Source organism: bacterium (genome assembly GCA_016708025.1).
In the GTDB taxonomy this organism is placed as follows: Bacteria; Zixibacteria; MSB-5A5; order GN15; family FEB-12; genus FEB-12.
The window spans coordinates 1-13664 of the sequence record JADJGQ010000005.1; the positions used below are offsets into that span (position 1 = coordinate 1).

At 53.6% G+C, this 13664-nt stretch carries 17 protein-coding genes; 3 read left to right on the top strand and 14 right to left on the bottom strand.

Features of this window, described 5'->3' with window-relative positions; all coding sequences use genetic code 11:
* Positions 1-67 precede the first annotated feature (67 nt).
* From IPH75_14865 to IPH75_14885, 5 genes are all read right to left on the bottom strand, one after another.
* Positions 68-544 carry an asparaginase gene (locus IPH75_14865; GenBank protein MBK7143352.1) on the bottom strand — a complete coding sequence of 159 codons (477 nt, stop codon included), beginning with the start codon at positions 542-544 and terminating at the stop codon, positions 68-70.
* Between the two features lie 69 nt (positions 545-613).
* Positions 614-1126 carry a methyltransferase domain-containing protein gene (locus IPH75_14870; protein ID MBK7143353.1) on the bottom strand — a complete coding sequence of 171 codons (513 nt, stop codon included), beginning with the start codon at positions 1124-1126 and terminating at the stop codon, positions 614-616.
* A 182-nt stretch (positions 1127-1308) separates the two neighbouring features.
* Positions 1309-1455, bottom strand: a complete 147-nt coding sequence (locus IPH75_14875) for a hypothetical protein (GenBank protein ID MBK7143354.1) — start codon at positions 1453-1455, stop codon at positions 1309-1311.
* Between the two features lie 201 nt (positions 1456-1656).
* Positions 1657-1803: a hypothetical protein gene (locus IPH75_14880; protein ID MBK7143355.1), complete on the bottom strand. Its 147-nt coding sequence runs from the start codon at positions 1801-1803 to the stop codon at positions 1657-1659.
* Positions 1794-2159 carry a hypothetical protein gene (locus IPH75_14885; GenBank protein ID MBK7143356.1) on the bottom strand — a complete coding sequence of 122 codons (366 nt, stop codon included), beginning with the start codon at positions 2157-2159 and terminating at the stop codon, positions 1794-1796. Before IPH75_14885 ends, IPH75_14880 begins: the two co-directional genes overlap by 10 nt.
* A gap of 589 nt (positions 2160-2748) precedes the next feature.
* Here IPH75_14885 and IPH75_14890 point away from each other — a divergent pair.
* Complete coding sequence (locus IPH75_14890) at positions 2749-3339, top strand: NmrA family NAD(P)-binding protein (GenBank protein ID MBK7143357.1); 591 nt, start codon at positions 2749-2751, stop codon at positions 3337-3339.
* A gap of 682 nt (positions 3340-4021) precedes the next feature.
* The gene (locus IPH75_14895) at positions 4022-4219 is read left to right on the top strand and encodes a hypothetical protein (protein ID MBK7143358.1); all 198 of its coding nucleotides are present in this window, start codon (positions 4022-4024) and stop codon (positions 4217-4219) included.
* Between the two features lie 110 nt (positions 4220-4329).
* On the opposite strand, the gene IPH75_14900 is transcribed toward IPH75_14895, so the two are convergent.
* The 9 genes from IPH75_14900 to IPH75_14940 all read right to left on the bottom strand — a co-directional run bounded on the left by IPH75_14900 (position 4330) and on the right by IPH75_14940 (position 12569).
* Positions 4330-5499: a hypothetical protein gene (locus IPH75_14900; protein ID MBK7143359.1), complete on the bottom strand. Its 1170-nt coding sequence runs from the start codon at positions 5497-5499 to the stop codon at positions 4330-4332.
* Positions 5500-5599: 100 nt separating this feature from the next.
* Positions 5600-6340, bottom strand: coding sequence for a PorT family protein (locus tag IPH75_14905; GenBank protein MBK7143360.1), 741 nt, complete (start codon positions 6338-6340; stop codon positions 5600-5602).
* Between the two features lie 88 nt (positions 6341-6428).
* Complete coding sequence (locus tag IPH75_14910; GenBank protein ID MBK7143361.1) at positions 6429-6947, bottom strand: DUF2059 domain-containing protein; 519 nt, start codon at positions 6945-6947, stop codon at positions 6429-6431.
* A 108-nt stretch (positions 6948-7055) separates the two neighbouring features.
* Positions 7056-7679, bottom strand: a complete 624-nt coding sequence (locus IPH75_14915) for a hypothetical protein (GenBank protein ID MBK7143362.1) — start codon at positions 7677-7679, stop codon at positions 7056-7058.
* A gap of 158 nt (positions 7680-7837) precedes the next feature.
* Positions 7838-8626: a hypothetical protein gene (locus IPH75_14920; protein MBK7143363.1), complete on the bottom strand. Its 789-nt coding sequence runs from the start codon at positions 8624-8626 to the stop codon at positions 7838-7840.
* Between the two features lie 124 nt (positions 8627-8750).
* Complete coding sequence (gene sucD / locus IPH75_14925) at positions 8751-9617, bottom strand: succinate--CoA ligase subunit alpha (protein MBK7143364.1); 867 nt, start codon at positions 9615-9617, stop codon at positions 8751-8753.
* A 127-nt stretch (positions 9618-9744) separates the two neighbouring features.
* Positions 9745-10938, bottom strand: a complete 1194-nt coding sequence (locus IPH75_14930; protein MBK7143365.1) for an acetate--CoA ligase family protein — start codon at positions 10936-10938, stop codon at positions 9745-9747.
* A gap of 173 nt (positions 10939-11111) precedes the next feature.
* Positions 11112-11924 carry a hypothetical protein gene (locus IPH75_14935; GenBank protein MBK7143366.1) on the bottom strand — a complete coding sequence of 271 codons (813 nt, stop codon included), beginning with the start codon at positions 11922-11924 and terminating at the stop codon, positions 11112-11114.
* A 51-nt stretch (positions 11925-11975) separates the two neighbouring features.
* Positions 11976-12569 (bottom strand): hypothetical protein, encoded by a 594-nt coding sequence (locus IPH75_14940; protein MBK7143367.1) that lies wholly within the window; start codon positions 12567-12569, stop codon positions 11976-11978.
* Between the two features lie 368 nt (positions 12570-12937).
* Here IPH75_14940 and IPH75_14945 point away from each other — a divergent pair, with 368 nt between their 5' ends.
* On the top strand, positions 12938-13663 hold the full coding sequence (locus IPH75_14945) for a succinate dehydrogenase cytochrome b subunit (GenBank protein ID MBK7143368.1): 726 nt from the start codon (positions 12938-12940) through the stop codon (positions 13661-13663).
* Position 13664: the final 1 nt, after the last annotated feature.

Here is a 13664-nt window from a genome sequence, read left to right on the forward strand (position 1 = left end):
CTCCGAGATCGCCCCCTTCACCAGACGCTGCACCTCCCCTCCGGATCAAGGTAACTCTCCGGCGGGACTACTTAGATGCCGCGCCAGAGCCGAAATCCGGGTCTTCCCCGAACAATTGTGCCGGGTGGGTCTTTATCTTCGCCGTGCAACAGAGGTACTTAATATCGGTCTGCATCCCAAGCGACCAGTGATACCCGCATTTCAGGTGGGATGGCTCATTGCCGGCTTTCCTGGTTGACCGCACCACGGCGATGTGCTCATCGGTTCCGGAATGCGATCCAGCCATGATGAGAGATTCCGGATTGGAAAACCCATACTCATCCGCTCCGCCGCTCGCCACCAACGGAACCAACTGGAACGGCTTGGTGGTAACCGCGTCATCGTCACCATCTCCGGGTCGCCCTGACAATGAGTACTGCTGCCGGGTCATCCACCCACGGAGATCGATGCGACAATGCGTCGCTTCGACTACCGACCCCCGATAGATGAATGCGCCCGGCTCCGCCCCTTTGGGGATGGTATGTTGTATTACTTTCATGTCCATAGCATGCCTAAGGTAGATATTCAAGAGGTGAAACGAAAGTTTAATCTTTGACAGCCTTGACTGCCCGTATTACCAGGAACGCCGGGGTAGCCAGGGCCGTGTCAAACGCCTGGGGGTTAATACGACGACTTCCCGGCGATGGTTTCGCCTCCAGCGTCGGTCAATGAAATCCCACCCGCGAGAGTCCACGCTGATACTCTCGAACGTCTGATGATAACTCACCAGTTCCATCCCGGGGAGCATCCGCCAGCGATATGACTCACCAACACTGAAGTACACGGATTTTGATTTTCGCTGTTCCTGAAGCATCTTGAAGGAAGATAAGGGATGGTGAATTGAAAAGATAAGCGCCCCGTCTGACCTGAGCAACTTACTGCACCGCTTGAAGAGACCATCCAGATTCCGGATATAATGAAAAGCGAGTGAACTAACCACCAGATCATACTCACCCGCTTTCGCCTTCACTCGCCGCATATCGGCATGAACGAATCTGGCGCCCGCTCTTCCTCCCGTACGATCGCCAGCATCGGTTCCAATTATCCCTGTGGCTTTGCCTCCCATCCGCACGAGCTTACGCGTCAAAAGCCTGATCCACACCGAGCTCCAGGATCTTTCGCCCACGCGCCCTCCGCGCAGGGGCTTTGACATCTTGGCCGGTCGAGTTGGTCGTTGTAGAAACTTCGCGCGTTATCCGCTACGTTCTCGCTGATAGACCCGTGCACTGACGATCAGTTCTCGACGGTTCCGGTCCTCATCCGCGTGACTCATTTCGCCCGGATCAGCACCAGCGTCTGGTCATCTTCCTGCTCCCCGAATCCATCGACCGACTTCAACAACTCCGCCCGGATCTCCACTAGCGGCCTGCTGACTTTTTCCCGAATCAGTTGCTGGATCCGCTCTTCACCAAACATCTCACCAGACTTGTTTCGACTTCGGTCAGTCGTCGGTAAGGATCACCAACAAATCGCCCGGCCCAACACTCCAGTTGAGTCTGGGCAAACGGAAAAAGTCCTTCACCACCCCCAACTGGCGGATTCTGACTCTCATGCGATGCACAGGTTTTGTCAACTCCATTAATATGTAGGGCGACGGATGCCCCGCCCCCGTGTATGTCACCGGGTGGTCAGGTAAAGCTCAAATACTCCGGTCGCATACATATCCGGGCGTTTCAGCGCATAAACCACATTATTGAGATCCGCACGGACTGTTTGCTCTGTCTTCCCGGCGGCGTTGTTTTTAGCGCTTTTAATCATCGCCATCGTACTCCCGCTCGCACCCCATGCCCGGAGACATCGGCGACAGTCACGATCACCCGCTTCTCCATCAGCATCACGTCCAGCATATCACCCACTTCGCTCGAGGGCTGACGAACTCCCCAGAATCTCCTGCTCATTGTAGAGTGTAACTTCCGGAACGAGATGATCGTGAATCTCCTTGGCAAGTTCATCTCCGCCTGAAGGTGCACCGTCTTGGCGCCTTCACCCTGATGAATATGACGAACATCACACCCGATCACGGTGCAACCACCGTCAATAACCAGTGATAGTGAAGCCAGCATTCCCGGTGGTGAGTGCCCGAGAAAAACATTCTCCAGAGATCCCCGGGACTGCAGCATTGAGGATGATCGGCGGCCAACAGTGACGTCCCTTGAAAAAAGCGTATGCCCAGCAGACCGCGATAGTTGCTGACCAGGTCAACCACCCGGCCACATCCCCAGTGCCATCCCTGGCCGACTTTTGCGACCATCAACATGGCTATCGGAGAGAAGACACAAGAAGATGGCCGTCAGCGCAATTCGCGCACGCATGGACGGATTTCGATACAGTATGGCTGAATCCACTCAGTACTCTCCATTTGGCTTGGGTTTGACGGAATATATATGATGAACCTCTTCCTGACCACTCAAACTCTTTCACTGTCTACCGTATTACTCCACGATTAGCGGAACCCGCCGCCCGTCTCCCCTGTTTTCTCCTTAGTCCGTGGCACGAGAGATCGACACTTGAACCTACTCATACGAAGGAATCGAACATGAACCATCTCGTTCTCGGCGGCACCGGCACGGTCGGCTCGGCCGTCGTCCGAGACTGCTCGCCAAAACCAGACTGTCCGCGACCTGACCCACGCTCCGGCAAGAAATCAAAAAAGCCCTCCCGTAGGGCGTAACCGGCGTAGTCGGCGATCTGACCAACCCGCTCACCCCTATGATGCCGTCTTCCAAAGGCTCCGACTCCCTTTTCCTGTTGACCGCCAACTCGATCACCGAGACGTTTGAGGCGCTCTCAGCTCTGCATGAAGCAAAGAAGCTGAAATACAAAAAGATCGTCTACCTGTCTGTGCATAACCCTGACTGGGGACGCCATGTTGCCCATTTCGGCGCCAAAGAGAATATCGAGCATGCGATCAAAGAATCCGGCATACCGTACACCATCCTCCAGCCGAACAATTTCTATCAGAACGATTACTGGTTTAAGGACCCGATCCTTCCAGTATGGCGTGCATCCTCAGCCGATCGGCGATGCAGGCATTTCGCGTGTCGATATCCGCGATATCGGCGATGCCGCCGTCAACGCCATGATCACCGACAACCACACCAACAAGACATATGCCCTGGTCGGCCCCGAAGCGGTCACCGGCAAGTCAACCGCCGAGGTTTACTCCGTTTGCAGGGAAGAGATCAAGTATGGCGGCCGATGATATGGATGCCTGGTATGAGCAGTGGAAACAGTGGATCCCGGTCTGGATGGCGTATGAATTTCGCATTATGTACGAACTCTTCCAGACGCGCGGCCTGAAAGCAACGCCGGCTCAGTTGAAGGAGACCGAAACGGTGCTCGGCCATGCTCCCCGTCGTTTCGAAGACTTCGCCAAAGAAATGATGGGCAAGTAAGAATAGTGGCTTGCTTAAGCCGAAAATCGTCATCGCGAGGCCCGCTCTCGTCGCCCCGAGCGTAGACGAGGGGTGACGAGTTGGAGCGAAGCAACCCATTCCAGAGATCGATTTGAGCGGCAGACCTCCCGGTCTGCCGTTTTCATTCGAGCCATGGGGGATGCCGGCTCGGAATCATCATGTTGTTGGGGTCGAAGGGGATGTATTTTCCGGAGAATGATTTGAATTGAGGCGGAGGACATCAGTCGGAGCATCGCCTCTATATAATGGGGCGCACTAAGAAGTACTGACAAACGTAATACGTTTTAAAGGGAGGAGATGAGAACTGGCCTTCGACTACGCTCAGGCCAATTGCATGGCACTACAAGGCGTTGCGATCCCTTTCCAATCGGGCTGAGCGAAGCCTGCCCTGAACTTGATTCAGGGTCGAAGCCCGATTCTCCACCCTGCATACTCACCCCCCCACTTTCTTCTTGCTAACTCGGACAATTTTCATCTACTTTACCGCAGGTGGGGTGATCCGCAAGGCTCACACAAAGTAATCGTCACACGCGACGTGTCGCGGCGTTGCCAGTAAGGAGAGTCGTATGAAAAAGATGATGGCTACTGTTCTGGTGGTAGTATTCGCCGCGTCGTTTCTGGTCGGCGCGTTGATCACGGAGACGAAAGCCGCTCCCCCCTGCCGGATCGTCTGCAATGGCCTCGATGGCTACCGATGCTGCAAAGTCAAAGGTGTTGAGACCTGCACCTACGATCCATCGATCGACTGCGTCAAGCCGATCTGATCCCGGGGACTTCGCAATTTGTTGTTTGAATGCAAGATTCTTAGAATCGACAGGATATCAAGTGAGACCCGAGCCCCACGATCCCCCACCCCGCCGGGCTTTAATTGAGTCTACTCTTCTGTCCTGATCCATTGTATTGAATACGTCCACCCACCGCATGTAGTCTTCGACACAAAGTAAACCGGCTTGTCAGCCAGTCGCAGAGGGCTGGTCAATACTTCGCGCTTTGGTGGCGCGGCCGCGCCAACTGCATTTGGCGCAACTACTCTTGGTACTCCCTCTTCGGTCATTTGAGCTCGATATAATGCAGAATCATACCGCACCTCGGCACCGCTCTCATCGAACCCTATCACCCTGATACCATCCGGCATATACGTCTGGGCCGCCAGATCACCTTGTATTACCCGACGCATCACTACTGAATATGATTTGTTTGCACTTCCGCCTCCCGGCCCACCCCACCCATGTCTTGAAATTACTAGAAGGGCACGTTTCTCTCTTTTGGAGAACAATTGCTTCCACCAGGGTTTGCGCGCTTCCATGGTCACCCGGTACTCTGCCTCTAACCATGGGAAATACTTGGTATACTCAATCTCAACGGAATCGTGACCATCTCCTGCCATGCTCATTCGTAAGCCACGCCCGAATCGACCGCTCATCATTTGGAAACGACCGCTATCATCGGTCAGCGCCGTAACGCCGTTGTCGTCCAGAAGTCGGACTCGAATTTCCGAAATCGGCTCTTTGGTCTCCGCATCCACTACCCTGCCATAAACGACTCCTGCTTTCAGCGTTGGCATTGGAAACAGCTTCATTCCAGCGTCATTTGGTCGGGAGTAGTCAAATGTCGCACTGTCTCTCCCGGGCCAGAGCCAAACCGGCACAATTGTGACGGAGTCGCGGCGGAGACGCAGGCCGGTGAGCTTGAGCTTCCCGTATCCAACCAACTTCAAATCCAACTGATGTAGTGTATCCTCTGCCCACACATGATAACCATCGGTCAGGATCTGGTCACCAGATGGCCAGCCTTCCCAATTCAGTTTGACTGTCGTCTTGTTCAAGACGGGATGTAGGCTATCAGGCTGATAGTACCTGAGAATGAGGAAGCATGGGTTGTGCAGGTACATGCCCGGACGAGCAGACTGGACTATCTCCTGAATTTCAGTAGAATCTATTTGGTAGTCGATAACAGACAGTGCGTGGACTTTGCCTGACGATGCGAGCACTATCGTCAGCGCAAGCGCCAACCAGGCAAACATTGTGAGCCACTTATTCCCCATCCCAACTCCTACCTATCAAGCGGCGACGTTTCTATATACAGGACGATTCTCCCACTCCCCGCGTGCAACCCGCATCCTCATCTGCGAGTCAACCAAATCCCTACAGCCCGAAACTATACCCAACCATTAGCATCGCCGTCCGCGGTGGCGATTCAGTCAATCCAGTCAGCGCCACTTTGTCCGGCGAAATTGAACCGGATACCGGAAGCTTTATTGTTTTCTCCGATAATTGACTGTAGCTGGTCCGCAATTCGATTGCCAGGAGATTGTTGCCGGTCTCTATCTCAATGCCAATTCCCAGTGCTATAGTGAAGTCAGGATTGTTGAGATTGGCGATCTCACGTTGCGATTCCCCCGTCCATGCCTCCGGATTCGCACTGACCTCTCCTTTGACGGCGAAAGCAAGGCAGGGTCCTATGAAAAACGTCGCTCCGGCACGGGAATTAAGCGGTATCCAGCCCTTAAAGAGAACTGGGCACTCGATGTAATTGAGAGTTACATCTGCCGCATACTGATTGTGAAATCTATCTGTCAGCGTCCCCTTCCCTCCTTTCGGATTGAAGATGACTTCCGGCTGAATCGAGAAGAATTGATTCATCGGTATGGTAACGAAGCCGCCGAACGGAATTCCTCCCTTGGCGCTCGTGGAGCCAAGAGACAGACTGGACTGGTTTTCCACCACCAAACCTGGAGGACCGTTCCGATAGAAGGAATTCTTTTTGAACCAGGCCGACGTATAGCCGATCTTGAACCCAACTCGCACCTGCCCCAGCGCGCCCGAAGTAGCGAAAAGCGATAAAAGCAGAAACAGAGCAAACAGCAAAACGACGCGATTTTTCATGTCATCACACCCGGTTATGGCAGAATCGCCACTCTTTCATCGTCATTTACGAGCGAAGCGAAGCAATCTATTGCGATTTTTTTTCTCCCTACCGCTGCTCACTCGGCTTCGGAAGAGAATCTGCCGACTGCTCAACCATTTTCTCCAAATCCCGCATCACTTCAGCGGTGATTCTTTCACTCCACTCTTGCCCAACTACCATGCTCTCCTGCATGAGCTGAGGCGTGAGCGAGATGGCTTTGCGCCCAACCGGAGAAGAATAAAACGCCTTCATTTCTCGAATATCTTCGAGCGTAAAGTACTTGTCGTAGATCGGAACGACCATTCGCTCCATCTCTTGAGGATCGATCTTTGACTCGAGGCGAAGCAAGTAATCTTCCGGCACTTGAGGCATGGCCGCCCTAAGTTGCTGGAACATCACTACCACAAATTGCTTGCCGAGGTTAGCGGCCCCCGTCAACTGCAGAAGTTCCGTAATCTCCGCAGCCTTGGTGCTGTCTACCAGATTATAGAGTGAGTCTATGGACGACTGGGCATGCGGCGACGGCGTCGCAGCTATGATCAGTACGATCAACGAGAGGAGTGTTGTTGTGAGATTGAAGCGCATAATTCGGTCCCCTGAGCTTTGCGTTAGTATATTGAAGGCAAGTTATCCAATTTACTCGCTCGATGCAACTCATTCGAAGTGGTGTCGCTGCGCGTCGTGCCAATTCCTTCATCGCTTCTCAAGGTAATCCAGGAAGAACTTGTGATACGGATCACGCGTAAAGGCGATTAGCCCGACAATTATCAAGTCTCTACCAACTTCTCCGCTGGCATCGACATTGAGGTCCTGATCCTTCTCATAGATCAGCACGCCCGACTGCAGGTCATACAAACGAAGCGACATATTGCCAGCTGCCCTCCCGATGACCGATCCAAGTCCGAATTTTATCGGTAAGACAAGAAGATCTGCGCCTTCAAGCGCCTCTCTAAGATGCGTGATTTTCCCCGAATCGAGAATCTGGTCCATCGTCGGGCCAAGTTTTCGTAGTTCCTTTGAATACTCGAATGCGACCAAAGTATCCAGAATTTTCGCGAAGATTGAATCGGAACTGATTTTGTTCCGGAAGGAAGCCGGTCCTACCGGATGTACGATGCCAGCGTCGGTGTACATGCTCGTAAAAAACGAATCGAGCTTGGTCTCGACCACAGGCTCCTCGTAGATGATCGGCATGATTGCTACGGTCAGAGGCAGACTGTCACTCTTCGGGCGATATTGCTTGTTTTCGTACTTCTTTGCGAAGGTCGGTGAAGATATGGCGACAACTATTGTCAGGACAAAAGTGATTCGTTTCATGCTTCTCCTGCTCTCAAATACTTTCGGTTGTGTTCTACTATCATTCTGCGTCGTACCGACGCGGAGTGGCTGGCGCCGAAGCAACCTCAAAGACCCACCCTAAATGGTGGGCCAACTGCCACCCGGGCATGCTCCACGCAATTCGCGACAGTCTGATTCTAATCGCTACACTCTCCTGCATGTATCCGAAAATACGTCCCTACATCGAGGTACCACCAGTAACCATCGATGAAAAACTTAGGGACATCCTCTTCATAGAGTTGATAGATGAGTGCCTGCACGTCTGAGCGAACGCTCCGGTCTTCCCACATGGCGTGTCCTTTAGCGAAGGATTCGAACTTTCCACTGACTGTGTCCAATCCTGTGCAGAAGACGCCATATTCAGTGTTGAAAGGAACTTGAACTGTGTCGAATGTATTCGTGTCGGGTTCGCACGGGGACTCGAATTGATAGTGATCAACGATTGTCAACCTGTACGTTTCTTCAATCGACTGCACACTGAAGAAACGTTCATCAAGTGCGGATTCATAGCCTGGATCGACAAGAGTATCTTCGGAACAGTCCCAGGCCGGCCATCTTTCCAAATACATCCGAGTAGTACTAGGCGTAGCTAATTGCAATTTTCCATTGCTTACACAGATGAGCGCGTATCCTCCCCAGCGACAAACCGTGCCACATCGCAGGCGATACTTCAACTCCAGGAAGTGGTCGAAGAGCACGGTTAAGCTGTCCAATCCGGTGTACCCTTCAATACAGATCCTTTGCGAATCGAGTTCGCAGTGGAGTCGACTTTTCCACAAGTCGCGATAAACGTGTACTTGCTTGGGTTCTCCCTCAAAAGACTTCAAAGTGACTACGAGATTATCGTCCTCAAACCTGCCGGTGGTCTGAGCGCAAAGGAGATTTGGTAAGATGACCAGCACGAGCGTCATGGTCACCACTTCCAAATACTTCAATCTATTCCCCGCCAATTCGTCACCCTTCATGTTTTGACCGCAATGTGAGCCGAGCGATTCCGGTCTGCCAGCAGTCGTGTCAGGTCCGAAAACGGATCTGACCTACGAAGCCCCCCTACACCCCCAGCTTTTTCAGCGTCTCCGGGATATCTCTGAATGTCCGGCAGGCGTGGGCGCCGGATTTGGCCAACTGCTCTAACTTCTCTTTCGCCGTTCCCATCGTCCCCTCGACAATCGCGCCGGCATGCCCCATCCGCTTTCCGGGAGGCGCAAAAACGCCGCCGATCATCACCAGCACCGGCTTTTTCATTTTCGGAATGATCATCGTCGCGCGCTCTTCATATACGCCGCCGATCTCGCCGCACATCACCACCGCCTTGGTCTTCGGGTCCTCTTCGAATTTCCAGAGGATCTCATCAAATGTCGACCCAAGCACCGGATCGCCACCGAGGCCAACGCAGGTCGTCTGGCCGTAACCGGTCCGTGTCAGCGTGTCGGCGACATAATAGGTGATGGAGCCGGAGCGTGAGACGGTCCCGACCCGACCGGGCTGGAACGCGATATCCGGCATGATCCCAAGATTCGCTTCGCCGGGCGTGATGACACCGGCAGTATTGCCGCCGATGACGGTCGCTTTGGCGCGGACCGCTTCTTCGCGGACATAGAGCATATCGTGAATCGGAATATGTTCCGGGATGACGACCAGGAACTTGATTCCCGCGCGTATCGCTTCGATCGCCGCTTCTTTGACGGCTGCGGCCGGAAGGAAGATCACAGAGACATCGGCGCCGGTCTGCTTGACGCATTCGCCGACCGTATCGAAGACCGGTTTTCCGGCGACAGTCGCGCCGCCTTTGCCCGGCGAGGTACCGCCGACGATCTGCGTGCCGTAGGCGAGCATCCGCTCGGCATGGAATTTCCCCGCGCCTCCGGTCATTCCCTGGACCATTACTTTGCTATGCTTATCGACTAGGATTGCCATATTCTATTCCTTCTGAGATTCCCTCATCCGACGCTTCGCGCCACCTTCTCCCAGAGGGAGAAGGGAAATTTTCCCCTCTCCCTTTGGGAGAGGGTGCCCGAAGGGCGGGTGAGGGTCATTCCAAAAATTACTTGCTCGCCTCTTTTGCCAATTCCACCGCGCGCTTGGAGATCTCTTCGATCTCCGTCTCGATCCCGTGGAACTCGACATGTTTGAACAGCGCCGGATTCTCTTTCTTTGCTTCCTCGAAGATCCGCACCCCCTCTTCCCACATATTGCCGGTCATCCGCATGACGATCGGCTTGGAGAGGCCATGATTCTTGAGGAACATCACCACACCTTTGGCGAAATCATCGCACCGGGAGATACCGCCGAAGCGTGCGCCGAAGATCGCTTTCACATTAGGGTTCTCATCCAACAGCACCAACATTTGGGCGATACGCTCGGGAGTCGGGCCGCCGCCGGAATCCATGAAATTCGCCGGCTTGCCGCCGTAATATTGAATGAAGTCGTTCCCCATGATGCCGAATCCGGCTCCGCCGGGGAACATACCGATATCGCCATCGAGATCGAGATACGGTATCCCCTGCGCCTGGGCGACCTGCTCGCGCTCGGTCATCTCCCCTTCTTCGTGCCGCTTTTCGATCCCCATCGATTTCAGGTCAGCGTGACGGAAGACCGCGTCATCATCGAGTGACACGCGCGCATCCGCGGCGATCAACTTTCCATCGCCGGTCAACACCAGCGGGTTGATCTCGACCAGTTTGGCATCGTACGCCTTGAACATGCGGTAGAGATTGACGATGATATCGGCGGCCGGACGAAGCAGCTCCGATGGCATGCCGATCTGTTTCGCCATCTCGAGCGCCTCAAAACCATAGAACGGCTGCTCGACAGAAAGTGAACGCTTGAAGATCTTTTCCGGATGTTTTGCGGCGACCTCTTCGATATCGACGCCCCCTTCGCCCGATGCGATCACCACCAACTTGTAGTTGGCGCGGTCGATCGTCACCCCAATATAGAATTCACGCTTGATATCAAGTTTCGGTTCGATCAGGAGCATCTCAACCGGATACCCTTTGATCGTTAATTTCAGGAGATCAGCCGCGATTTTCTCTGCTTGTGCGGGTGTGTCGGCCAGTTTGATACCGCCGGCTTTGCCGCGTCCGCCGATTAATACTTGCGATTTGAGAACGACCGGCCCGCCCAACTGCTCGACGGCCGATACGACTTCATGCGGATGCCGGGCAAGCCGGCTATCGGAAAGCGGGATCTTGAACTTGCGGAAAAGTTCCTTCCCCTCAAACTCATACAATCTCATGCCTGCAACCTTTCTTCTGCGAAGCGCGCACGTTGGCGCTTGTGCCAACAATCACAAACTCCGACAATCTACTCGATTTGCGGGGTAAGTCAATAGTAATTGGATTGGGGTAATTATCGACGCAACAGCGAGTTACGAGAGTCGTTGGGGGTCCAGCGAAAAATCAAACCGAATTACTCGATCTTAGCCGAATCACCAGTTTCGCCGGAAACGCTGTCGGGTAGCTCGGGCTCCATGATCACTGGCTCCGTCAGATCGGACGGAATCGAAAACCGCACTCCCCCATTATGAAACTCCACTCGCCGTTTGGCCGGGTTGAGTGAACCCGGTTTCTGGCACTGCTTTGGCGCGCCGCGACGAGTTGGAAAGCCATTGCTGCCGCTGCTATCCGCAATGGGGAAATAGTCCAGCACATTGGTCGAGATATACAACTTCTCCCCGGTCGCACTCGAAACAACATTATCGGTGCAATCCTCCCACAAGAAGTAGATCGCCACTGAGGTATCGACCATCTTCACGACATGCTCGTTCGACACGATCAACCGCACCAAAGATGCCTGTCGATCCAAACCGTAACATCTGGCCGGCTCCTGATTAGTGATCCCTTCCGCCATGCCCACAGTCTGCCACAGGGTCTGCGGTAATCCGGGTTTTTTGCTGCGATCGAGCGGCCGTGCACTGAAGTAATCCCAGCCGCAGGAATCATAAATCTCCCCCGGCAACGCCCCAATGATAGTCAGGTACTGATTCGAGGTTGCGATCTTGAAATCAAACCCCGCCGCCAACTGACCGGTGGATTGCAGCGAAACATCGATAGTATCGACAAACCTCCCCAATCGCGCGTCGATACGCTCGACCCGAATGATCACTCTCGCCGTATCACTAACTGCCGAATCGGCCGCCATGATATCGATCAACGTATCATCGGCGCCAGCTCGACTTGCGATCAAGCCGATCATCATTGTCAACAGGAGGTATCTTTTCATGGGTATAAAAAACCCCGCCGTCCAGCGGGGTTTCATAAGTTTGGTGTCAGGTTACTTGACCACCTTGAATGTATACGGGCCGTTCCAGGTCGGTCTGTGCGGCTCGGGCTCAGTAGCCTCGGTCACCATCATCCAGTTACCGCCCGGCTCGAAGAACGACGAATCGACAGCCAGCGTACCGGCATTCGGAACGATCACATCCATCGAGTAAGCTTTCATGTTCTCATGCGGCATATACTTTTTGTACATGATATGCGCCATGAAACCCATGACATCCGGTAGAGTCCCGTCCCAGTTGTCGGTCACCGCGGCGTTGAGCACGTCAAACGTTTTGCTCCCTGCATACGGTCCCCAGGATTTGACATCACCTTTCGTGTTGTCCATCCCCTTGCCGCTGTCGGCAGGATGGGAGATCGACTTAATAGTCGAATCGGGAGAGTAGAACTTGAAGCCGATCGACAGGCCCCTCCGCTCTATCTCGTTGGTGATATAAACATCGAAAGTAACTTTCTGCCCCGCCTTGATCGTCGTTGCATCGACCGCTCCCGGTCCCGAGATCTTCATGGATACATCCGCCGAATACGCCATCCCTGCCATCAGCACCAGGCTCATCACCATCAATGCTGCCATTCGTTTCATAAACATGCGTTCTCCCGTTCAAGTGTAAACGTGTAGTTAGCTTCTTATACTCTTAAGTAGTGAATTGTTATACTAATACCGACACGGTTCGTCTGTCAAATACTTTATCGACTCGCACCGTAGTTCCTAATTCCTCTTTGATCAACAAGTTGCATTCAATTGGCCGAAGTCATCGAGGCTGACATTGCGTCAATACCTGACCATAGCGGGCACTCCGGTCCGCATTCTGCGGTTATAAAGTTATCCGCCGAATCGACAATCCCTTCCCCCTGCAAACGTGTACTCGGATAATCCACAAGTACTTATCTCGCCTTTTTGTTTGACTATACGGGTCGCAATCTCTATGTTCACCCGACGAATACGAAAGGACCTCTATGAGCACTACTGCTGTCAGCAAAGCACGAACATTCCCTCTCGTGCTTATTTCCTCGTCCATCGGTAAGAAGTTCCTGGTAGCAGTGACCGGATTCATCTCCTTCGGATATATCATCGGTCACATGCTGGGTAACCTCCAGATCTTCGCCGGCCAGAACCAGATCAACATGTATGCCGAAGCCCTGCACAGCCTCGGACCACTTCTTTGGGTGATCCGCGCCGTGTTGTTGGCCGCCTTTATCATTCATATCTGGCTCGGTCTCCAGCTCAAGCTGGAAAACATGGCGGCACGTCCGGTCAATTATACCAAGCAGGATCCACAGAAGTCGAAACTCTCCGGCCGAACCATGTGGTTGACTGGCCTGATGGTCCTCGCCTTCTTTGTCTACCATGTCCTGCATTTTACCGCTCGGACCACCGATGCCCGCTTCGCCACCTTGGCTCTTGATGCCGAAGGGCGTTACGATGTCTACTCGATGGTGATCCTGGGATTCCAGCAGATCCCGCTCGCCATCTGCTACATCATCGCTGTCGGCCTGCTCTGTTACCATTTGAGCCATGGGCTGTACAGCATGTTCCAGTCGCTCGGACTTAACAGCAGCGACTCCAATCCTAAACTGGAACGATGTGCCGTTTTGCTGTCGATCCTGATCTTCCTCGGCTATGCCTCGATCCCGGTGGCGGTTCTCGCCGGCTGGGTCCAATTGCCGGGAGGAGGATACTAAA